Source organism: Exiguobacterium sp. s161 (assembly GCF_018619045.1).
Lineage (GTDB): Bacteria > Bacillota > Bacilli > Exiguobacteriales > Exiguobacteriaceae > Exiguobacterium_A > Exiguobacterium_A indicum.
On record NZ_JACSNH010000005.1, the window covers coordinates 11,398 to 31,287 of the forward strand.

General features: G+C 47.4%; 19 protein-coding genes and 1 pseudogene. 11 read left to right on the forward strand and 9 right to left on the reverse strand.

All coding sequences use genetic code 11. The features are described from left to right. Positions 1–10: 10 nt before the first annotated feature. On the reverse strand, positions 11–1,738 hold the full coding sequence (locus tag KNQ14_RS12610) for an ABC transporter ATP-binding protein (protein WP_214861212.1): 1,728 nt from the start codon (positions 1,736–1,738) through the stop codon (positions 11–13). Positions 1,739–2,059: 321 nt separating this feature from the next. Further along, complete coding sequence (locus KNQ14_RS12615) at positions 2,060–2,875, reverse strand: RecX family transcriptional regulator (RefSeq protein WP_214861214.1); 816 nt, start codon at positions 2,873–2,875, stop codon at positions 2,060–2,062. 132 nt (positions 2,876–3,007) lie between these two features. Here KNQ14_RS12615 and KNQ14_RS12620 point away from each other — a divergent pair, with 132 nt between their 5' ends. From KNQ14_RS12620 to KNQ14_RS12650, 7 genes are all read left to right on the forward strand, one after another. Next, entirely contained in the window at positions 3,008–3,916 is a 909-nt protein-coding gene (locus KNQ14_RS12620; RefSeq protein ID WP_214861216.1) for a TIGR01777 family oxidoreductase, read from the forward strand. An 18-nt stretch (positions 3,917–3,934) separates the two neighbouring features. Continuing rightward, a complete protein-coding gene (locus KNQ14_RS12625) occupies positions 3,935–5,074 on the forward strand; it encodes an amidohydrolase (RefSeq protein ID WP_214861218.1) in 1,140 nt (379 codons plus the stop codon). A gap of 230 nt (positions 5,075–5,304) precedes the next feature. Next, on the forward strand, positions 5,305–5,865 hold the full coding sequence (locus tag KNQ14_RS12630; RefSeq protein ID WP_023467300.1) for a GNAT family N-acetyltransferase: 561 nt from the start codon (positions 5,305–5,307) through the stop codon (positions 5,863–5,865). 127 nt (positions 5,866–5,992) lie between these two features. Then, a complete protein-coding gene (locus KNQ14_RS12635) occupies positions 5,993–6,676 on the forward strand; it encodes a response regulator transcription factor (protein WP_023467299.1) in 684 nt (227 codons plus the stop codon). Then, positions 6,673–8,067, forward strand: a complete 1,395-nt coding sequence (locus KNQ14_RS12640; protein WP_023467298.1) for a sensor histidine kinase — start codon at positions 6,673–6,675, stop codon at positions 8,065–8,067. The genes KNQ14_RS12635 and KNQ14_RS12640 overlap by 4 nt, the downstream gene beginning before the upstream one ends. After that, positions 8,064–8,630, forward strand: a complete 567-nt coding sequence (locus KNQ14_RS12645; RefSeq protein WP_214861220.1) for a TVP38/TMEM64 family protein — start codon at positions 8,064–8,066, stop codon at positions 8,628–8,630. Before KNQ14_RS12640 ends, KNQ14_RS12645 begins: the two co-directional genes overlap by 4 nt. Before the next feature lie 32 nt (positions 8,631–8,662). Continuing rightward, positions 8,663–9,541: an aldo/keto reductase gene (locus KNQ14_RS12650; RefSeq protein WP_214861222.1), complete on the forward strand. Its 879-nt coding sequence runs from the start codon at positions 8,663–8,665 to the stop codon at positions 9,539–9,541. Positions 9,542–9,591: 50 nt separating this feature from the next. On the opposite strand, the gene rlmD is transcribed toward KNQ14_RS12650, so the two are convergent. Next, entirely contained in the window at positions 9,592–10,977 is a 1,386-nt protein-coding gene (rlmD, locus tag KNQ14_RS12655; protein WP_058265782.1) for a 23S rRNA (uracil(1939)-C(5))-methyltransferase RlmD, read from the reverse strand. A 40-nt stretch (positions 10,978–11,017) separates the two neighbouring features. Then, a complete protein-coding gene (locus KNQ14_RS12660; RefSeq protein ID WP_023467294.1) occupies positions 11,018–11,230 on the reverse strand; it encodes an SE1561 family protein in 213 nt (70 codons plus the stop codon). 84 nt (positions 11,231–11,314) lie between these two features. On the opposite strand from KNQ14_RS12660, the gene yfkAB reads away from it, so the two are divergent. The 3 genes and pseudogenes from yfkAB to KNQ14_RS12675 all read left to right on the forward strand — a co-directional run. Further along, positions 11,315–12,427, forward strand: a complete 1,113-nt coding sequence (yfkAB, locus tag KNQ14_RS12665) for a radical SAM/CxCxxxxC motif protein YfkAB (protein ID WP_214861224.1) — start codon at positions 11,315–11,317, stop codon at positions 12,425–12,427. 87 nt (positions 12,428–12,514) lie between these two features. Continuing rightward, positions 12,515–12,697: a hypothetical protein gene (locus KNQ14_RS12670; protein WP_023467292.1), complete on the forward strand. Its 183-nt coding sequence runs from the start codon at positions 12,515–12,517 to the stop codon at positions 12,695–12,697. A 68-nt stretch (positions 12,698–12,765) separates the two neighbouring features. Then, positions 12,766–13,920, forward strand: a pseudogene (locus KNQ14_RS12675) (MFS transporter); the annotation flags it as partial. 41 nt (positions 13,921–13,961) lie between these two features. On the opposite strand, the gene KNQ14_RS12680 reads toward KNQ14_RS12675, so the two are convergent. Next, complete coding sequence (locus KNQ14_RS12680; RefSeq protein ID WP_023467290.1) at positions 13,962–14,249, reverse strand: hypothetical protein; 288 nt, start codon at positions 14,247–14,249, stop codon at positions 13,962–13,964. A 163-nt stretch (positions 14,250–14,412) separates the two neighbouring features. Then, the gene (locus KNQ14_RS12685) at positions 14,413–15,342 is read right to left on the reverse strand and encodes a DMT family transporter (protein ID WP_214861229.1); all 930 of its coding nucleotides are present in this window, start codon (positions 15,340–15,342) and stop codon (positions 14,413–14,415) included. Between the two features lie 185 nt (positions 15,343–15,527). Between KNQ14_RS12685 and KNQ14_RS12690 the strand changes: the two genes are divergently transcribed. Next, complete coding sequence (locus KNQ14_RS12690; RefSeq protein WP_214861230.1) at positions 15,528–17,477, forward strand: heavy metal translocating P-type ATPase; 1,950 nt, start codon at positions 15,528–15,530, stop codon at positions 17,475–17,477. Positions 17,478–17,526: 49 nt separating this feature from the next. Here KNQ14_RS12690 and KNQ14_RS12695 read toward each other — a convergent pair whose 3' ends face one another. The 3 genes from KNQ14_RS12695 to KNQ14_RS12705 all read right to left on the reverse strand — a co-directional run bounded on the left by KNQ14_RS12695 (position 17,527) and on the right by KNQ14_RS12705 (position 19,890). Continuing rightward, positions 17,527–18,435: a YihY/virulence factor BrkB family protein gene (locus KNQ14_RS12695; RefSeq protein ID WP_023467287.1), complete on the reverse strand. Its 909-nt coding sequence runs from the start codon at positions 18,433–18,435 to the stop codon at positions 17,527–17,529. 86 nt (positions 18,436–18,521) lie between these two features. Further along, entirely contained in the window at positions 18,522–18,950 is a 429-nt protein-coding gene (locus tag KNQ14_RS12700) for an NUDIX hydrolase (protein WP_214861231.1), read from the reverse strand. Between the two features lie 28 nt (positions 18,951–18,978). Beyond that, positions 18,979–19,890 (reverse strand): guanosine-inosine kinase, encoded by a 912-nt coding sequence (locus tag KNQ14_RS12705; RefSeq protein ID WP_029340887.1) that lies wholly within the window; start codon positions 19,888–19,890, stop codon positions 18,979–18,981.

Genomic DNA, 19,890 nt, shown 5'->3' on the forward strand with positions numbered 1-19,890 from the left:
AGGCACCTCCTTACATCTCTTCACTTTGTCGCTCGAATTGTTGAGCGTACCAGCCATTTTGTGCCATCAGGCTGTCATGTGTTCCTCGTTCAGAAATCATTCCGTCTTGCAAGACGATGATTTCGTCCGCATGTGCTACTGCCGACAAACGATGGGCAACAATTAATGTCGTGGATTGGTGGCGATTCGATCGAATCGAATCAATGATATGTGATTCCGTTTTCGCATCTACTGCTGATAGTGAATCATCCAGCAACAGCAACTCTGGTTTTTTTAACATCGCCCGCGCGATCGAGAGACGTTGCTTTTGTCCTCCTGATAACGTGACGCCACGTTCACCGACCATCGTCTCAAGTCCTTGTTCCAGCGTTTCGATATCTTTTTCAAACGATGCGAGACGAATCGCTTCCTGCAATTCTTCTTCTCTCGCTTCACCTGCACCGAATAGAATATTGTCCCGAACGGATTTTGAGAATAATAAATGTTCTTGTGAGACGTAACCGGTCCATCCGCGAACCGTCTCTAGCGCAACATCTTCATACGGTACGCCGTTGACCGTCAGCATATCCCGTCCGATTGGATACTCACGTAAGAATTGACGCAAGAACGTCGTTTTCCCGGATCCCGTTGGTCCGACGATACCGATCGTTGTTCCTTGTTCAATCGTCATATTCAAATCTCGCAAGACCGGATGGGCTGTCTCTGGATACGTGAACGTCAAATCGTTCATCTCGATCCGCTCGGGATGTTCGACGTGTTCCCGCGGTGTCGAAGCAATCAACGGTTTGACTCGCATCGTCGCTTCTAAGCGGTCAAGACTCGCTGTTCCGCGCTGGATGACATTGATCAATTCACCAAAGGCGTACATCGGCCAGATCAGCATCCCGAGATAGATGTTAAAGGCGACCAATTGTCCGAGCGTGATGTCGTTCGTAAAGACGAGATATGTCCCGAACGATAAGCCGATCAAGTAACTGAAGCCGACGAGCAGCTTGATGATTGGTTCAAACAAGACATCAATTTTTGCGACGTGCATGTTTTTCTCAAAGACATCCGTCGTGACATCGTCGAACCGTTTAACATCGACCGGTTCTTGTACGAACGAGCGGATGACACGCAGTCCGGAAATCGACTCGACGACCTGGTCATTCATCGTTCCGAACGAATCCTGGGCAGTGATGAAGCGTCCGTGAATTTGACTTCCGAGCTTATTCATCGCGTAGGCGAGAAGTGGCATCGGTAACAAGGCAGCAAGCGTCAGCTTCCAATCGATCGCCACACCCATGACGACGAGCGTGATCGCTGTCATGTTCAACGAGTCGACGAGCGTCAAGACACCAAATCCAGCAGTCCGCTCGACCGCCTTCAAGTCGTTCGTCGCGAGTGCCATCAAGTCTCCCGTCCGATTCTTTTGGTAGAACGTCGGCGTCAGTTTCAATAAGTGCGTAAAAAAGCGACTCCGAAGTGTCCGTTCTAGTAAAAATGCCGTTCCGAATAATTTCGCTAACCACAGATACGTCAAGATGAAGGAAACGATGGAAATGACTGTTAATCCGATGACGTATTGCAAGAGCGTCGCCTGGTCCATCGATCCCGACCGCAATCCGTCGATGACCTTACCGATCAGCCATGGCGGCGTTAAATCGATGAAGCCGGTGATGATCAATAAGACGACTGCTACGAGATACGATGATTTGTGTTCTTTTAGAAACCAACTCAATTGCAGAAATAAACGCATGAGGGTCCCCCCTTTACTGTGAAATGAAGTACTTTTTCCGAGCACGCAAAAAGGCATACGGATTTCCGGATGCAGTCCGAGAATCAGTATGCCTTGAAATGGGCATGATGCATTCTTGTTCGTCTGCGCGCTCGGGAGACGAATCCCCTTGCTCGCACATGAAATGAATTACTTATACGTGCTCAAGAGTCTCCGTCGTATTCAGCTGTTGGATATGAGTGAAACCAATTGGCTTTTTCATAGGACGGTTCCTCCTTTTCTTAGTCTGTGCGTAGAATAGCACAATTGTCGGATAATTGTCAATTTTTCGTCTTGCTTTTATTATTCCGCCTCTTCTTCTTTGACTTGTTCGAGGACTTGAGCCGCTAGACCGTATGGAAATCCTTTTCGAACGAGCGCTTGCTTCACTTTCTGTTCGCGTTCGAACGGTTCAAGTTGCCGGTATTTTGGATAATACTTGCGTGCTTGATAAAGGGCCGCTTGTTCTTCTTCGTCCCCTTCTTCAGCTCGGAACACCTCTTCGATACCCGCCTTGATCAAGTCGGACGAGAAACCGCGTTGCATGAGTGTCATCTGTAACTTTTGCGTCAGTTCCCGCATGGAACGCCGTTGCAGCTCTTTTTGCTTTTGCCGCAAAAACTTCAGGACTTTTTCGTATTCCTCTTCATTCGTAAACGTTACGATCGCTTCATCAATCGCCGCCTTCGGTATCTTCAATGCCTCAAGGTCGCGGCGAATCCGTCCCGGTCCTTGAGGTGTCGTCGCTTTTTTCGTTGCCGTATAAGCAAGTGCGAACTGTTGATCATCCAGATAGCGTTGCTCCGTCAATCGCTCGATTGCATGTTTGATCGCATGCTCCGGTGTCTCCTTCTCTGTTAGATAGGCGACGACTTCACTCGTCGCCCGCATGCGGTACGATAAATGATTCAATGAGAGACGATACGCTTTTTGCTGTTCTTCAGCCGTCAACACTTCCTTGACGAAGTCGTCATCGAGTTCCTTATCGCGTTGTAGATTGTATTTAATTAAGATATCGACGTCTACGGCAAAGGCATATTCCTCTTTGCCATCACGCTCGACATAGATATTGAATCGTTCACTGTTCTTTTTCTGCGTCGAGATCCGTTTGATCTTCATGTCGTTCCCTCCCCTAACCTGATTCGGTAGTTCTACGATATCATGAACAGGTAGGTCTATGTTTGAGTGAAACCATGGAACGGGAACAAATGGAGAGAAGCTACTTTTACTTATTTAGGGAGGATGGATTACATGAACATTGCGATTACCGGTGGAACCGGTATGATTGGTCAAGCCTTGACGAAACGTTTACTCGAGCAAGGACATCATATCTTTATCTTAACGCGTCATCCGAAAGCGAATGATGCGCATGTCACATATATCAAGTGGATGACAGAAGACGCAAAACCGGAACAGCACTTAGAGGGCGTTGATGCATTCATTCATCTGGCTGGTGCTTCGATCAACGACGGACGTTGGACGGATGAACGTAAACGCGTCATTCTCGACAGCCGCGTCAGTACGACGAAGGAGCTCGTGCGAATCGTTGAAGCACTCGATCAAAAACCAAATGTCGTGTTGTCTGCTTCTGCGGTTGGCATTTACGGACAAGATCGGCATCAAACCTTCTCTGAAGATCAACCCCTTCCACCGACCGCTGACTTCTTAAGTCATGTCTGTGTCGCGTGGGAAGATCTTGCTCGTCCGATTGCCGACGCTGGCATTCGACTCGTCCATCCACGAATCGGTGTCGTCTTAACGAAAGCCGGTGGCGCTTATCCGTTAATGCGCCTGCCTTATGTCTTGTTTGGTGGTGGGACGATGGGCGACGGAAAACAGTGGGTCTCCTGGGTCCACATCGATGATTTAGTCGATTTATTCCTATTCGCACTTGAGACCCCGACAGTCGAAGGACCGCTGAACATCACTGCGCCTCACCCGGAGACGATGCGCCGTTTCGGACAGACGATCGGAAAAGTCTTACATCGCCCACACTGGCTCCCGGCACCACGCTTCGCATTAGAACTCGCACTCGGTGAAAAGAGTACGATTGTACTAGAAGGAGCTCGTGTCGTCCCGAAAAAAGCGCTCGAAAACGGATACAAGTTTCGGTATGCTGAACTAAAGGATGCATTACGAGCAATCGAGCATTCAAACTAGTACAGGGGTGGACGATACTTGGATATCTTAATTCGAAATGCACATATCTATCCGATTACTTCGGACAGTTTTTACGGGGACATCCGCATTCGTGATGGGAAAATCATTGAAATCGGTGAATTACTGGATCATTTAGAAGACGATCAAGTCATTGAAGCAGAAGGTCACTTTTTATTGCCCGGTTTCATCGATGCCCATACACATCTCGGATTATATGACGAAGGTACCGGAACCGTCGGAAATGATGCGAATGAGACGATTTTCGCGATGACTCCTCATCTGCGTGCCATTGATGGCGTCTATCCGCTGGATGAAGGCTTTAAGGAAGCTGTCGAACACGGAATCACGACCGTTCAAGTCATGCCGGGTAGCATGAACATCATCGGTGGCGTCACGAGTGTCATCAAGACGCACGGACGATTCATCGATGATATGATTCTTCGAAAGTATGCAGGTCTGAAGGTGGCGCTCGGTGAAAACCCGAAGCGTGTCCATAGTGCTGGTCGTGCCGGTGAACTGACACGGATGGGCATCATGGGGATGTTGCGCGAAGCCTTTCTTGAAGTTCGGACACAATCGGTTTCTGAAACCTTTGCCCACCAGATGATCAAACGAGTCCTTGATCATAAGATGCCGCTTCGTGTACATGCGCACCGAGCAGATGATATCCTTTCTGCCATCCGTTTTGCGGAAGAGTTCGATCTCGATTTGCGTATCGAACATTGTACGGAAGGTCATCTCGTCGCAAAAGAGATGGAACAATTACCAATCGAAAAAGTGACGGTCGGACCCACCTTCACGCGAAAGTCTAAAATTGAACTGAAGAATAAGACATGGGAAACGTACCGGATTCTTCATGAGCATGGTCTCGAAATCTCGATTACAACCGATCATCCGTATACCCCTGTCCAGTACTTGAATCTCTGTGCCGGTCTAGCTGCACGAGAAGGTCTACCGGTCGACGTCGCCTTACGCGCGATCACGATTCATCCAGCCCATTCGCTCGGTGTGGACGATCGTGTCGGATCAATCGAGGTCGGAAAAGACGCGGATCTCGTCTTGTGGAGTCACTTCCCACTCGACTATTTAGCGAAGCCGCTCATGACGATGATTGATGGAAAAATCATTTTTGAACACGCTCAACTGAACTTGACTTAATCCCACCCCCGCCAGGTGTTTTTTGCACCTTTCGGGGGTTTTAGACGCTTACGGAAAACATCTTGTTTTTGTATCTTTTTTCACAAAAATTATTTTCTTGCAATTTTAAAAAAAGAAGGTAATATTATCTTATCCGACAACTGAAGAAGGCATACCATGCGCGGTTCAAACGAGTCAGACAGGTAGCTTTCGACAATCATTCTTGCGGTCCTAAAAGGAGGAATGGAAGTATGCTCAAGCAACGGGAGCTGAGCGACTGCGCTGATTTGTTCGAACTGATGCAGCATCAAGACGTATATCCGTACGTCCGCCAAAAAACACGGTACTTTGATGAATTTCTGTTTACTACAAAGCAGGCAATCGAAGAGGAAGAACGTGGTGAAATCGTATCACGTACCATCCTAGATGAATTCGATCAACCGATTGGTACGATTAGTTTACTCGATATCGAAGGACAATATGGGTTTCTCGGTACATGGTTAGGTAAACCGTATCATGGTAAAGGATACAATCATTTAGCGAAAGAAGCCTTCTTCTCTGAGCTGTTCTTCGAGCTTGGATATGAGAGTGTCTTCATGAAAATTCGCAAAAGCAATATTCGGTCACAAAAAGCTGCTGAAAAATTGCCGTATGCGTTCTGTGCGGATGAGTTGCGCCCTGCGCTTCTTGAGCAATTGAATGCTGGCGAGACACAGTTCACGCTATATGAAGTCTCAAAATCTAGTTTCCACATGTACATTCATGGTCGGGAACTCGAAACACTATACGATCACCAACAACTCGAAGCATGAGAGCCTTGTCTCTCATGCTTTTTTGTGTCCACGCATGCGCTTCTAAAGTTTGAAATGGTATGATAAATAAGAAAACTCATCTTTATGGAAGAAACACTTTCTTCTACAGGAAATGGAGCGAAGACTAATGCCAGAATCGTTTAACATTCTCGTAGTAGATGATGAAGCACAAATGCGTGATCTTCTCGTCTCGAATCTTGAAAAAGAACACTACACGACGATGACAGCTTCTAACGGACAAGAAGCGATCCATCTCATTCAACAAAATACATTCCATCTCGTTCTACTCGATGTCATGATGCCGGAAATGGACGGCTTGACAGCATGTATGCGCATCCGTGAATTCTCAAACGTTCCGATCATCATGCTGACGGCACGTTCGGATGAACTCGATCGTATTCACGGGCTGAAAATCGGAGCTGATGACTATATCACAAAACCATTCAGCCCTCGAGAATTGCTTGCTCGCATCGAAGCGACGCTTCGTCGTTCTCATCGCTTTACAGTTGATCAATCGGCTACCTTGACGCTCGGCATGCTTGAACTCGACACTGAAAGTCGGAGTGTCCACGTCAATGGCAAGCCGGTCAGTCTGACGCGTAAGGAATTTGATTTGTTGCACCTGTTCGCTCAAAACAATGATAAGGTCTTTTCTCGCGAACAGTTACTCGATCAAATCTGGGGTGCGGACTATATCGGGAACTTACGGACGGTCGATACACACATCAAAACACTTCGCTTAAAGCTCGGGGAAGCTGGTGGCTCGATTCAAACGGTCTGGGGCATCGGTTATAAATTCGAGGAAGTATGATTAAGCGCTATACGATCCGGCGCCGGATTTGGATCACGATTTGGTTCACAAGCGTTTTTTCCGCTATTTTATTCGTCCTGCTCACTTTCTATCTCTACGACCGGTTCTATCTTCAGACGCAGGAAGATATCTTATTGAACCGAGGCGAAAAGCTGATCAACATTTATGAATCTGAAGGATTATCTGGTGCTTTTTACGATGGAATGACTTATACGAATGAGTTGACGGAATCGAAAGTCTTCTTCATCGATTTCCTGAAGAAAAATCCAGCTGGACTGCGCTTTTTGACGAATGCGGATATCGAAGAACTTCGAAACGGTGAAACCGTCGTCTCCAGTCGGACCCATCCGATTGAAGGAACGGACATTTTGATGACCGGGTTTCCGATCATCGAAAACAATCGACTGGTCGGTACACTGATTTTATATCTGGAACTTGGCCAAATCAGTGAACCATTCCGCCCACTCCGTCTGATGATCTTCTTCATGATCGGACTGATCGTCTTGAATCTCGTCATCTTCGGACGACAAATCATCGATACGATCATCCGTCCGTTGATTGACATGAAGCGCGCCTCGACTGTTTATGCGCAAGGTGACTTTGATTACCGGATTCCGATTCAATCGGACGATGAGATCGGGGAGCTCGCAGAAACATTAAATAAGATGGCGGAATCGCTCGGAGAAGTCGACGAGCAGCGGAAGGAGTTCCTCGCGAACGTCAGCCACGAATTACGGACACCTCTCTCCTACATCCGTGGCTATACGGAGATGATGCAGGATGATTCGCTCGAGGAAGAAAAGCGTGCGCAGTATTACCAAATCATCGAGCGGGAAACGGAACGTCTGCAACGTCTCGTCAATGATCTGCTCGATCTCGCTCAACTTGAACGCGATTCCTATCCGATGTCGAAACAACCACTTGTCTTCAGTCAAGTACTTGAAGATGTCATTTACCGGATGGAACCAATCGCCCAGTCAAAAGGAGTCACGTTCGTCATGAATCTCGACCCGGATCAAATCGTCTTAGGCGATACGGACCGCCTCGAGCAAGTCTTCGGCAATTTACTCGATAACGCCTTACGGTACACACCGCCTGGAAAACAGATTTTTTTATCGACTGAAACGATCGGCGACCGGACGCATTGTCTTATCCGGGACGAAGGAGAAGGCATTCCGGAAGAGCATCTTGATCGACTGACAAAACGTTTTTACCGTGTCGATAAATCACGGACGCGTAAAGATGGCGGAACCGGTCTTGGTCTTGCGATCACAAAACACATCATCGATCGTCATGATGGAACGATCCGGTTCGACTCCGTTCTTGGAGAAGGAACGACTGTCCACATCGAGTTACCGCTTCTTCCGGATGAAGAGGATGGATTCGAATGATGGAACATCATGTCATCCAAACCTTTGAACTCTTCGGACCGTTCGCTCCGTTCGTTAGTGTCTTAGTCGGCGTCGTCGTCAGTGTACTTGGTGTCCTACCGAGTACGTTCGTCACCGCTGCGAATCTCGTCTATTTCGGTCTATGGATGGGCACATTGCTCTCTTTCATCGGTGAAGTCCTAGGTGCGGTTTGTGCGTTTCTACTTTACCGAAAAGGACTGCGGTATGCCCTTCGTCGCCCACTTCCGGATCGATTCGCTCGTTTGCAACAAAAACTACAAGCACAACAAGGACGCGAAGCTTTTTTGACGATCATCTTGCTGCGGCTGTTACCGTTCGTCCCGTCTGGCATCGTCAACATCGTCAGTGCCGCTAGTGGTATTTCGATTCTACTCTTCCTGACTGCCAGTACGATCGGAAAAATTCCAGCCATGTTAATCGAAGTATTCGCCGTCCATCAGTTCATGCAATCCTCATCCATCGTTCAATGGTCGATTGCAGGCGTGGCACTCGTTAGTTATCTGATCTATCGTATTCAACAAAAACGAGCATCATCGATATAAAACTACAGGTTTTCTGAAAGGAAGTATCGTTCATGGAGTTAAGACGTTTTGGAACATCCGACCTACTCGTATCCCCGCTTGGGTTCGGAGCCGGTCACATCGGTGCAGAACAGATGACGGACCGCGAAGCAGTCTATTTGCTCGAACAAGCACGTGATCTCGGCATCAATCTGATCGACACAGCACGCGGCTATGGCTTATCGGAGCAACGCGTCGGACAATTTCTAAAGAATCGTCGCCACGACATCATTCTGTCGACGAAAGTCGGCTATGATGTGCCCGGTGAGCAGGATTGGACCTTTGAAGCGGTCCATGGTGGCATCGATCAAGCCTTACAAACGATGCAAACGGATTACCTCGACATCGTACACCTCCATTCTTGTAGTCGAGAAATTCTCGCCCAGGGAGATGTCATCGAAGCGCTTGAACAAGCAAAACAAGCTGGAAAAATCCGCGTCATCGCTTATTCCGGTGATCGGGAAGACTTGACATATGCTATCGAAACGAATCGCTTCGACAGTTTCCAAACGTCGTTCAATCTGTTTGACCAACGTGTCGATGAAGTCCTGCTCACCCTTCTAGATCACGGTGTCATCGCCAAGCGTCCGATCGGTAACGCCCCGTGGCGCTTCACGGAGCGTCCGGTCGGACAGTACGTCGAACCTTACTGGGAACGTGCGCAACAACTCGCTTATCCACTCGAGGAATCGAGTTGGCTTGAAACTGCGCTTCGTTTCACGGTCTTTGAACCAGGAATCACGACGGCCATCATCGGTACGTCTCGACCAGAACACCTCGCTTTGAATCAGCAATTAATTGAGCGCGGTCCACTTCCTGCTGATCGTGTTGCTCGGTTGAAGGAACGCTTCACTGAATGTGACGCAACGTTCGGTTATCCTTCGCAAACATGATAAAAAGCCCGTATGTCCACTCGTTCAAGGGGTGCATACGGGCTTGTTACTTAGAACTTTTTCTTTTTCTTCTTTTCGAGCACGACGATCGCTTCGACGTGCGCTGTTTGTGGGAACATATCGTACGGCTGAATGTACGACACCTTGTATCCCGCTTTCATCAAGTGATCACAATCACGCGCAAGCGTCTGCGGGTTACACGAGACATAGATGATTTTTTTCGCTTTAGACGAGATCATCGCGTTCAACAATTGTGTATCGCAACCTGAGCGTGGTGGGTCGACGATGAAGACATCCGGAATCCAGCCTTCTTTAACCCAACGTGGAATCCACGCTTCTGCCTTACCGACGACGTAGTGGGCATGGTCGAATCCGTATTGCTTCATGTGCGCATTGGCATCTTCGACAGCTTCTTCAATGATTTCCATACCGCGGACTTCTTTTGCTCCTTTAGCGATCCAAAGTCCGATTGAACCAACACCTGCGTAGGCATCAACGACACGTTCTTCGCCTGTCAAAGCAGCAGCACGCGCGATCTCTTCATACATCCGCTCTGCTTGTTCCGGATTCAATTGGAAGAAGGCACGCGGAGACAGTTGATACGTGAATTCGCCCATTTCTTCTTCAATCCGTTCCACGCCACGCAAGACTTCCGTCTCTTCTCCGAAGACACGTGATGTCAACTTATCATTGATGTTCAGTGCGACCGAGACGACACCTGGGATATCCATGATATCGCGTGACAAACCTTCTAGATCACGGAAGCCGTCTTTAAAAGCAACCAGTACGACCTGAATTTCACCCGTTTTGATTCCTGTCCGGACGACGATATGGCGCATGACACCGTCTTGTTTTGCTGCATGATAAACGGGTACTTTATAGTCATTGAGTAATTTCGTGACAGCTTGGTTGACGCGAAGCGTGTCCTTGTTTTGGACGACACAATCATCGATCGCGACCAGACGATTCGAATTAGCGGAATAGAGACCGCTGACAATCTCATTCCCCTGTTTACCGACGACGAATTGCGACTTGTTGCGGTATTCCCATTCCTTCGAACCGATTGTCGGACGGATATCCGCTTTCTCGACATTCAATTTCGTTGATTTCAAGAAAGCGTTGCGAAGCATTTCTTCCTTATAACGCAATTGTCCATCGTAACTCATGTGTTGTAATTGACAGCCGCCACAGACACTATAGACCGGGCAAAGTGGAGTAACACGGTCTGGTGAACGATCGTCACGCTTTAAGATTTTTGCATTCGCATAGTTCGCATGAATTTCCGTGATCTCGATTTGTGCCGTTTCCCCGACGAGCAGTCCTGGGATGAAGACGATTTGTCGCTCGAGTGTTGCAATCCCTTCACCGTTGATCCCCATCCGAAGACACGTGACCGAACGGACCTCACCTGTCTTTAATTTGATTTTTGTTGCCATTGATTTCATCCTTTCCGTTTGTGCAAATGAAAAAGCGGTCTCAATCTACCGCTTTTTTCGTTTCTTCTTGTTCTTTCATATCCTTCGCATATCGAACGACCTTCGCCTTGAGTTGATCCAGTGATACGATCAGTCGTTCCAAATCTTCGATATCTGATGATTCATCGAGTGAATCGATTGTATGACAGAGAAGCTGCATTCTTGATTTTAGCACATTCATTTGACCAAGTTTATCAGTTCTTGCTTTTCCCATTATTCAGACTTCCTTTCTTCCGCTGGATTCCGACGTTATTTTAGCATACGATACGAAGTGGAGCACTAAAAAGGAGGAGTATCTATGTCACATTCATCACCCATCACGATTGCGAACGATCCGTGGGAAGCTTATCGCGACATTGAACAATACGGCACGGTCCGTTTGACGAACATTGAAGTCACGACAACAAAACTGTGTAACATGCGCTGTGAACATTGCGCCGTCGGTTACATGTTATCCAGTAGCGAGTCACCTGAAATCCCAGTCGAACTACTCATTCAACGTCTGGATGAAATCGAACATCTGCGTGCCTTCTCAATCACCGGCGGAGAACCGATGCTTTCAATGAAATCCGTCAAGGAGTATGTCGTCCCTTTACTTAAGTATGCCCACGAACGTGGCGCTAAAACCCAAATCAACTCAAATTTAACACTTCCGTTATCCCGTTATGAATTAATCATTCCTTATCTAGATGTCTTGCACATCTCACATAACTGGGGAACAGCCGACGATTTCATCGATGGTGGCTTTGCGATGATGGAACGAAAACCGTCACGTGAAGCACGGACGAAACTTTTCGAGACGATGAAAGAGAATGCCCGTGTTCTGAATGCACGTGGTGTCATCGTTTCTGCAGAGACGATGATCAATAAACGGACATTACCACACCTTGAAGCGATTCATAAGGAAATCGTCGATATGGGGTGTGTCCGTCATGAAGTGCACCCGATGTACCCCGCAGACTTCGCGTCAATGATCGAAGCAGCTAGTTTATCTGAAATCCGTGACGGAATTCATCGTTTGCTTGACGTCCGCGATCCGAACGTTTGGATGTTGTTCGGAACACTTCCTTTCTACGCATGTTCGATGGAAGAGGCAGATTTAGAATTGCACCGTCGCTTGCGTCAAGAAAAAAACGTATCGGTTCGCAATGACCCAGATGGTCGTTCTCGTCTTAACGTCAACATCTTTGATGGTGAAATCATCGTGACTGATTTCGGCGACGAACTCGCTTCGCTCGGTACGATTCATGAGACGTCTTTCAATGATGCGTATGCCCAGTGGCAAGAGACAGAACTGAATATAAGCTTGTCGTGTCACTGCCCTGCGGTGCACTGCCTTGGACCGAACGCGCTTGTGAAAAACGCTTATTACCCTGAGATTGATTTCACAAAACAATCGAGTCGGCTTTAAGAATCAAAAATAGGTTTTGAACGATGGCATCCCGGGAAAAATGTCACAAAGTAGACACATTCTGTTTTTCTAAAAGGGGTGACCGGGATGGAATGGCTCGTAGGTATTGTCGCAATCATCGGTACGTTCAGTATGGTCTTGTTCGTCATGATGGTTGGTATTCGCGCTTCACACAGCATCGAACATGATGAAGTGTTCGATCAGACAGACTGGGACGAACATCTTCTGCATATGCCGCGTCCGACACGTTTTGAACAAGAAAATAAATGAAGCACGCCCCGGTCTCCCGTTTCAGAGACCGGGGCGTGTTATGCTAAAAGAAAAAAGAAAGGTCGTCGTTACTTGTGTCACGTCGTTTTGCTCTTATCTTATCGATCGTCTTCATTTCCGGATTCACGCAAGGTCTGCTGATTCCACTGTTATCTATTTTACTTGAACGCCAAGGAACCCCCGCTTTCATCAACGGTCTCAGCGCTGCCGTTCTCTATATCGGTGTCATCGTCGCCGCCCCTCTCATGGAAGGTCCACTACGACGACGTGGTTATATTCCGGTCATCTCGTTTGGACTCGCTCTTGTTGCAGTAGCGGTTTTCTTATTTCCACTTCTTCCAAGCGTCATTGCTTGGATGATTTTACGGTTCCTCGTCGGATTTGGTGATCAGACGTTACACTATGGATCACAGGTTTGGGTGACGTCCATTACCCCAAATGAACGGTTAGGACGAACGATGTCACTATACGGAATGGCATTCGGTCTCGGTTTTGCTCTCGGTCCTCTTGCGGCACCTCTCGTCGATGTCATCAACTGGCTACCATTCGTGTTGACTGGTACATTGACTGTCATCGTCCTGATCTTATTATCGCGTATGCCGAACGAAAAACCGTCATCCGTCATGCCGGAGGAGCTGCAAAGCGCCGCCTCACGGTATAAACTTGTCCTATCAACTGCTTGGTTCACGTTACTTCCTGGCTTTACATATGGTTTTCTCGAAGCCACACTGAATGCCAGTTTTCCCGTTTTTGCGACGCGTAACGGGTACGGTCTATCTGAGACGAGTACCTTGATCACGACATTCGTCGTCAGCTCGTTGATCATGCAACTTCCACTTGGACGACTTGCGGATCACTTCGGAAAACGTCGGACGTTAGTAACCGTTCTTTCGATTGGCTCTGTCGCTTTCCTGGTTGCTTGCTTCGTCTTCGAGCGATATGGTTGGTTATTCGCGATTTTTGCTATTAGCGGGATGGCACTTGGCTCGACGTACTCGCTCGGTGTCGCCTATATGACGGAACAGTTACCGCGACACCTTCTTCCGACGGGCAACTTGCTTGCAGGGATTGCCTTTAGTCTTGGTTCGATCCTTGGACCGATTGCTGGTAGCTTGTTCGTTCTGCTTCCAGCTATGCTTTATTTCAGTCTATTCGTTCTGGTTCTAGCGACACTTGCGTTTCTCTTACGATACGCGAAACGTCACGAATCATCCCGGATCTAAAACAAAGGATCTTGCGCTAATGATGCGCAAGATCCTTTGTTTTATTTCACGATTCCTTCTTGCCGAAAACTCCGCCAGAGCTTATCGTCGATCGCATACGGCTGTTCTTTTGCACGCTTCAGCTCTTCTGTCTCGAGCAGCACGACGACCTCTCGACCGTTGATTGACCACACTGAATCGTAACCTCTCTCCGCCTCGATGATTTCCACATCCACATCTCCATGGGTTTCCTTCAATTGTTGACTGACGCACGTTACGACGAACCGGGCAAACTCATCACGTGGACGACGAGTGGCAATGATCTTTCGAACGATCTCATTCCGTTCCATTCGTTTTCATCTCCTTTCGTTTTATAGTCGCACTAGCCTTTCAGACAAGGCCGAATCGGTCTTCACTTGACCGTACAGAAAAAAGCCGAACAGGTCGGCTTGAGCAACGAACGATTGGGAGTTACTTTGATTGAAACTATTCTTGCACGATTCTGAATCTTCGTCAACCTCGCTTTTGAAACCATACAGGAAGGTACGTCGAGACTAAGATACCACTGACGACGAAGAGTAATCCAAGCAACGCTTGCGGTGGAATCGTCTCGCCGAGAATCAAGGCCGATAAACTGACACCATAGATCGGTACGAAGAACATGAACAACGACACTTTACTGACTGGATTATATTTCATTAGTAAATTCCAAAGTGTAAATCCAGTCGCTGATAAGAAGGCAAGATACATGAGCATCCAAGCACTTGTCGTTGAAAAGGTGAATGGTGCGACGTGACCATCGAGAATGACTCCTGCGATAAAGAGACCGATTGATCCAATGACCATCGCCCATCCAGTCATCGGTGCCACCGGATAACGTGCCGAGTATTCTTTGGCAATCAAGTTACCGAACGCCCCGGAAACCATTGCTGCGATCAATAATCCTTCCCCTACTCCAAACGAGACACCTTGCCCACCTTGTGGCCAGTTGGCCAAGATGACACCTGTGAATCCAAGGAATAAGGCGAGTCCTTTAAATCGATTCAGTCGATCGTCTTCATATCGAAAATGTGCCAGCAACATCTGGAAGAACGAAGTCGATCCGGCAATGATTGATCCTTGTACGCCAGTTGATAAAGATAGACCGATATAAAAGAAGACGTACTGCAAGAACGTCAAAAAGAAGCCGAGACGACTATAGGCGTAGGTCCGCTCCTTCAGTGTGATCGTCTGTTTGAAGACGAAGACACTGACGACAAGTAATAACACACCTGCTAAAAAGAAACGATAGCTCGCAAACAGTAATTGCTCTCCGTATTCGGAAGATGTGATCTGTAATAAGTCATAACTTTTTTTAATGAAGGGAAACGCACTTCCCCACAAAAAAGTCGTCAGTAACGCAAAGACGACGAGTCCAATCCGATGGGTTAAAATTTTTTGCATCTTTCTAGTTCCTTTCCTGTTCCTTTTCACTGAAGCATGGTATAGTAATTCTACAGATAATAATAATTATAATCTAGAGACAATGAAACTCATTATCAATCAGTTAAACTCATTGATATATCACATTCTCATTCTCTTTCTATAATGATTTCATTTCTCATTTACATTTTGAAAGGAGTTTTAATATGACGACTTCCACTACTACCGATGTTCAACAGCGTTCCGTATTCCGTCATGCTTGGGATGAGCATCACGAATTGATTCTAGCATTGTTTAGCGGAATATTGATTTTAGTTGCTTACGGACTCGAAAAATTCAATACGGCGTCTGCCGTTTATGTCACATTGTACTTATCGGCTTATGCAATCGGAGGATATGCGAAAGCGAAGGAAGGATTGACGGAGACGTATCAAGAAAAAACGTTGAACGTCGAATTGTTGATGATTTTAGCTGCCATCGGTGCGGCTGCTATCGGATACTGGATGGAAGGTGCGATCCTCATCTTCATCTTTGCGTTATCCGGTGCCCTTGAGACATACACGATGAATAAGAACGAACGTGCCTTGCAAAGCTTGATGTCCTTACAACCGGAGGAAGCAACACGTCTGAATGCAAACGGTCAACTCGAAGTCGTCGGAATCGAACAATTAGCGATCGGTAACCTCGTCTATGTTCGTCCTGGGGAGCGGATTCCAGTCGATGGTGTCATCGTTCGCGGTCAAGCCGCGATCGAAGAAGCATCGATTACAGGAGAATCGATTCCGGTTGAAAAACAAACAGGTGATACCGTTTATAACTCGACTGTCAACATGAATGGTGTCTTGACGATTGAGATGACGAAAGCTGCTGACGAATCGTTGTTCCAAAAAATCATTCATATGGTCCAAAACGCACAAAGTGAACAGTCTCCATCTGCTCAGTTCATCGAACGTTTCGAAAGCCGTTATGTCAAAATCGTCCTCCTCGTCGTCGCACTGATGATGGTCCTCCCTCATTACGTCGTTGGCTGGACATTTGAGACAAGTATTTACCGCGCGATGATTCTTCTCGTCGTCGCCTCACCTTGTGCCCTTGTTGCGTCGATTACACCTGCTGCCTTATCTGCAATTGCCGCATCTGCGAAAAATGGCGTTCTTTTTAAAGGAGGCGCCCACATCGAAACGCTCGGTCAAGTCGATACGATCGTCTTCGATAAAACGGGAACACTGACAACAGGGAAACCCGTCGTCACTGAAAGTCGTTACGCGGAAGGCATGGACGTCCGCGCAGTCCAACAAGCGGTCGCTTCCATCGAAGCGCAGTCGAACCATCCACTCGCACAAGCAATCGTCGATCACTTAAAAACCGATGTCCGCGAACCATCAACGTTTAAAGATGTGACAGGATACGGGATTGAAGCAACTGTCGATGGTGTCACGTATCGTATCGGTAAACGGGCGTTCCATGATGGTTTAGACGATCCATTCGTCGCAATCGAACAGTCATTGAAAGAGCAAGGGCATACGATCGTTTATGTCAGCAATGGAGCACAGATCGTAGCGCTTTATGCGTTACGTGATACGATTCGTCCGGAAGCCAAAACAGCGATTGCTGCCTTAAATGATCTCGGCATCGCAACGATCATGTTAACTGGTGACAATCCGGTCACGGCAGCTGCTATCTCACGTGAGGCGGGATTGACGGACTTCGTCGCTGAGTGCCTACCGGAAGATAAAGTCCGCTACATCAAACAATACCAAACAGAAGGTCGGACCGTCGCGATGGTCGGTGACGGCATTAACGATGCCCCAGCCCTTGCATTAGCACATGTCGGGATTGCGATGGGTGAAGGAACGGACGCTGCGCTTGAGACCGCTGACGTCGTCTTGATGAAAAATGATTTAGGTCGTCTTGCCTATGCTGTGCACAAAGCCCGGAAGATGAACCGGATCGTCAAACAAAACATCACGCTTGCGATCGGTGTCATCCTCCTATTGATCGCATCGAATTTGTCCCAGTTCCTCATCATGCCGTTCGCCGTCGTCGGACACGAAGGATCAACGATTCTCGTCATCCTGAACGGTTTACGCCTTCTTCAACAGGATGCTTTACCAAGTCTTCCACAGCGTTCATCTGAAAAACGATTAGCTGCTTAACCATCAAAAAAGCCTGACCGCCACATGGCAGTCAGGCTTTTTTGTACCTTCATCCGAACGTATTCGTCGGAATCGCATCAAGTTCGGCTTGTTCCTTCAAGCGCTTTTCTTCCATTTTCTTCGGATCCGCTTTTTTCATGAACCGTTCCCATGATGCGTTCAATTCAGAACCGAGTAAGATGATCAGCCCTGTGAAGTAGAGCCATAATAACAAGATGACGACACTACCGAGCGAACCGTACGTTTGATTGTAGTTCGAGAAGTTCGAGACGTAAAATCCGAATCCAACCGATAATAATTGCCAGACGATGACACCAAAAACAGCTCCTGGAATTGCTTCTTTGAATGTAATCGGGCGCTTTGGTGCGACGCGGTAAAAGATCGATAAGATACCGATCAATAGAATCGTCGACACGACATACCGTAAGACCGTCAGTAGGATTTTTTGCCCCATATCGATCGGAAGCACGAAATTGGCAAGATACGTGATGATCGGACCACCGAGCACATTCAAGACGATCAGCAGCAACATCCCGATTCCGAGTACAATCGTGAGCAATAAGGCAATCCCACGTGCTGCGACGAAACCACGTGGCGAGAAGTCACCATAGGCATGGTTTGCTGTCGTGATCAAACGATCGACCCCTTTGGAAGCGGACCAGACAGCAAGAATCGCACCAATCGATAACAGACCACCTTGTGGTTCCTTGATGGCTTGGAAAATCGTATCCGTGAATGTGTTGACGGCTCCACCTGGCGCTAAGTCGCGAATTTGTGATTCGAGCGTCTGACGATCGATGTCAAAGAAAGATAAGACGGAAATGACGAAAATGATACCTGGGAAAATGGATAAAAACCAGTAATAAGCGAGTGTCCCTGCATAATCCGTGATGTTATGATCGGACATTCGTTGCTTTAAGTTCAGGGCAAGCCCTTTTGGATCGCGTGAATGCGCCATCGTCATCTCTCCTTCATGAAAAAGAGGCAGTCAACGACCACCTCATTGTTTTAATATACTTTTCCCATTTTATTTCAACTAAAACCTCATTCGTTTTCAGAAAGGATTAATTCATAGAATGGTTCTGTCATTTCTGCCAGCTGTTTGGCAAGTGACGGTGGACGAACCGGTAACGAAGGTAGCTCCGAACGCTTGATCCAGACCGGTGTATAACCCGATCCTTCCTCTTCGAATTCTTCACCCGTACCCGTGCCAAACCGACCACCAATTGTTTTCGCCCAAAAATAAGGATTATCAAATCCATTAAAACGGACGATGGCGGCAATACCGGTCAACTCCACGTCGATTCCAAGTTCTTCATGTGCTTCACGAATCGCTGTTTCTTCTAACGATTCTCCATCATCTTTCCCACCGCCTGGAAAGACATAATACGTTTCGTTTGGTTTATCCCGACGAATCAACGCAACTTCATCTTGTTCGTTTCGTAAAATGATTGCACTTCGTTGAATCGGCATGACGCCACCTCCCTTTTATTATTTCGACTTATTGAAGAGCATCCAGCATTTCAGGAACGAGTCCATTCTCTGTCGAAGCGATGACTTCTGCTGCAACCTTCATACCAAGCTTCAATGCCTCTTCTGCTGACTTTTCTTGTGTCAATTCAGACAAGACAGCAGAGAAGAATGAGTCGCCTGCTCCCGTCGAGTCAACGACTTTTACTTTTTTCGTTCCGACATGACCTGATGTCGCTGTACGACGATCAACGTAGACCGCTCCGAGTTCACTCATCGTCACGACCGTGAACGGAGCACCCTTTTTCGCTAGCTCATTCGCTACATGAATCGCATCTTCAACAGTCACGATCGACAGATCAGACAGAATTTCCGCCTCTTCTCGGCTACAAATGAATCCAGTGAACCCTTGTAGCAGATGACGATTACGTTCGATGACGCTCAAGTGACCACAAACACCAAACAATGGCAACTCCATTTTACGGCATAGATGAATCAAACGTTCTAAAACCGTAACGGACAAATCAAGATCGATTGCAACGGCATCGACTCCATCGAGTGCATAGATTGATTGACGTAAGATCGCCTCTTCGAGCAACTTGGCATCTGGTTGTTTTGAGATCGATGTTTGCAAATCGCCTTCATTATCCATGACAGCTAGCCACATGCCCATTCCATGATCTTCTAACATTTCGACGTGATCCACATTTGCACCGTAAGATTTCAGCTCATCGAGCACTCCCACGCCAATCTGATCATTCGTAACCGTCGAGATAAAGCGAACTTCATTCCCGAGGACGGCTAGATTTTGTGCTACATTGCGTCCTGTTCCTCCATTTGAAAACGTGATGTCTCCTACGTTTTTCGCATCCTTATGCAAAGGAGCGAACGAAGTTCCTTTTATGTCGACGAATACTTTTCCGATTACCGCGATTTTATTCAT

What these genes read in the sequence shown, in the direction of transcription:
- KNQ14_RS12620 (WP_214861216.1), top strand. Translation starts at nt 3,008, where the DNA reads ATGAACATTGCGATTACCGGTGGAACCGGTATGATTGGTCAAGCCTTG.
- KNQ14_RS12650 (WP_214861222.1), top strand. Translation starts at nt 8,663, where the DNA reads ATGGAGTTAAGACGTTTTGGAACATCCGACCTACTCGTATCCCCGCTT.
- KNQ14_RS12690 (WP_214861230.1), top strand. Translation starts at nt 15,528, where the DNA reads ATGACGACTTCCACTACTACCGATGTTCAACAGCGTTCCGTATTCCGT.
- KNQ14_RS12610 (WP_214861212.1), bottom strand. Translation starts at nt 1,738, where the DNA reads ATGCGTTTATTTCTGCAATTGAGTTGGTTTCTAAAAGAACACAAATCA.
- yfkAB (WP_214861224.1), top strand. Translation starts at nt 11,315, where the DNA reads ATGTCACATTCATCACCCATCACGATTGCGAACGATCCGTGGGAAGCT.
- KNQ14_RS12640 (WP_023467298.1), top strand. Translation starts at nt 6,673, where the DNA reads ATGATTAAGCGCTATACGATCCGGCGCCGGATTTGGATCACGATTTGG.
- KNQ14_RS12695 (WP_023467287.1), bottom strand. Translation starts at nt 18,435, where the DNA reads ATGGCGCATTCACGCGATCCAAAAGGGCTTGCCCTGAACTTAAAGCAA.
- KNQ14_RS12685 (WP_214861229.1), bottom strand. Translation starts at nt 15,342, where the DNA reads ATGCAAAAAATTTTAACCCATCGGATTGGACTCGTCGTCTTTGCGTTA.
- KNQ14_RS12615 (WP_214861214.1), bottom strand. Translation starts at nt 2,875, where the DNA reads ATGAAGATCAAACGGATCTCGACGCAGAAAAAGAACAGTGAACGATTC.
- KNQ14_RS12700 (WP_214861231.1), bottom strand. Translation starts at nt 18,950, where the DNA reads ATGCCGATTCAACGAAGTGCAATCATTTTACGAAACGAACAAGATGAA.
- KNQ14_RS12670 (WP_023467292.1), top strand. Translation starts at nt 12,515, where the DNA reads ATGGAATGGCTCGTAGGTATTGTCGCAATCATCGGTACGTTCAGTATG.
- rlmD (WP_058265782.1), bottom strand. Translation starts at nt 10,977, where the DNA reads ATGGCAACAAAAATCAAATTAAAGACAGGTGAGGTCCGTTCGGTCACG.
- KNQ14_RS12630 (WP_023467300.1), top strand. Translation starts at nt 5,305, where the DNA reads ATGCTCAAGCAACGGGAGCTGAGCGACTGCGCTGATTTGTTCGAACTG.
- KNQ14_RS12635 (WP_023467299.1), top strand. Translation starts at nt 5,993, where the DNA reads ATGCCAGAATCGTTTAACATTCTCGTAGTAGATGATGAAGCACAAATG.
- KNQ14_RS12660 (WP_023467294.1), bottom strand. Translation starts at nt 11,230, where the DNA reads ATGGGAAAAGCAAGAACTGATAAACTTGGTCAAATGAATGTGCTAAAA.
- KNQ14_RS12645 (WP_214861220.1), top strand. Translation starts at nt 8,064, where the DNA reads ATGATGGAACATCATGTCATCCAAACCTTTGAACTCTTCGGACCGTTC.
- KNQ14_RS12705 (WP_029340887.1), bottom strand. Translation starts at nt 19,890, where the DNA reads ATGAATAAAATCGCGGTAATCGGAAAAGTATTCGTCGACATAAAAGGA.
- KNQ14_RS12680 (WP_023467290.1), bottom strand. Translation starts at nt 14,249, where the DNA reads ATGGAACGGAATGAGATCGTTCGAAAGATCATTGCCACTCGTCGTCCA.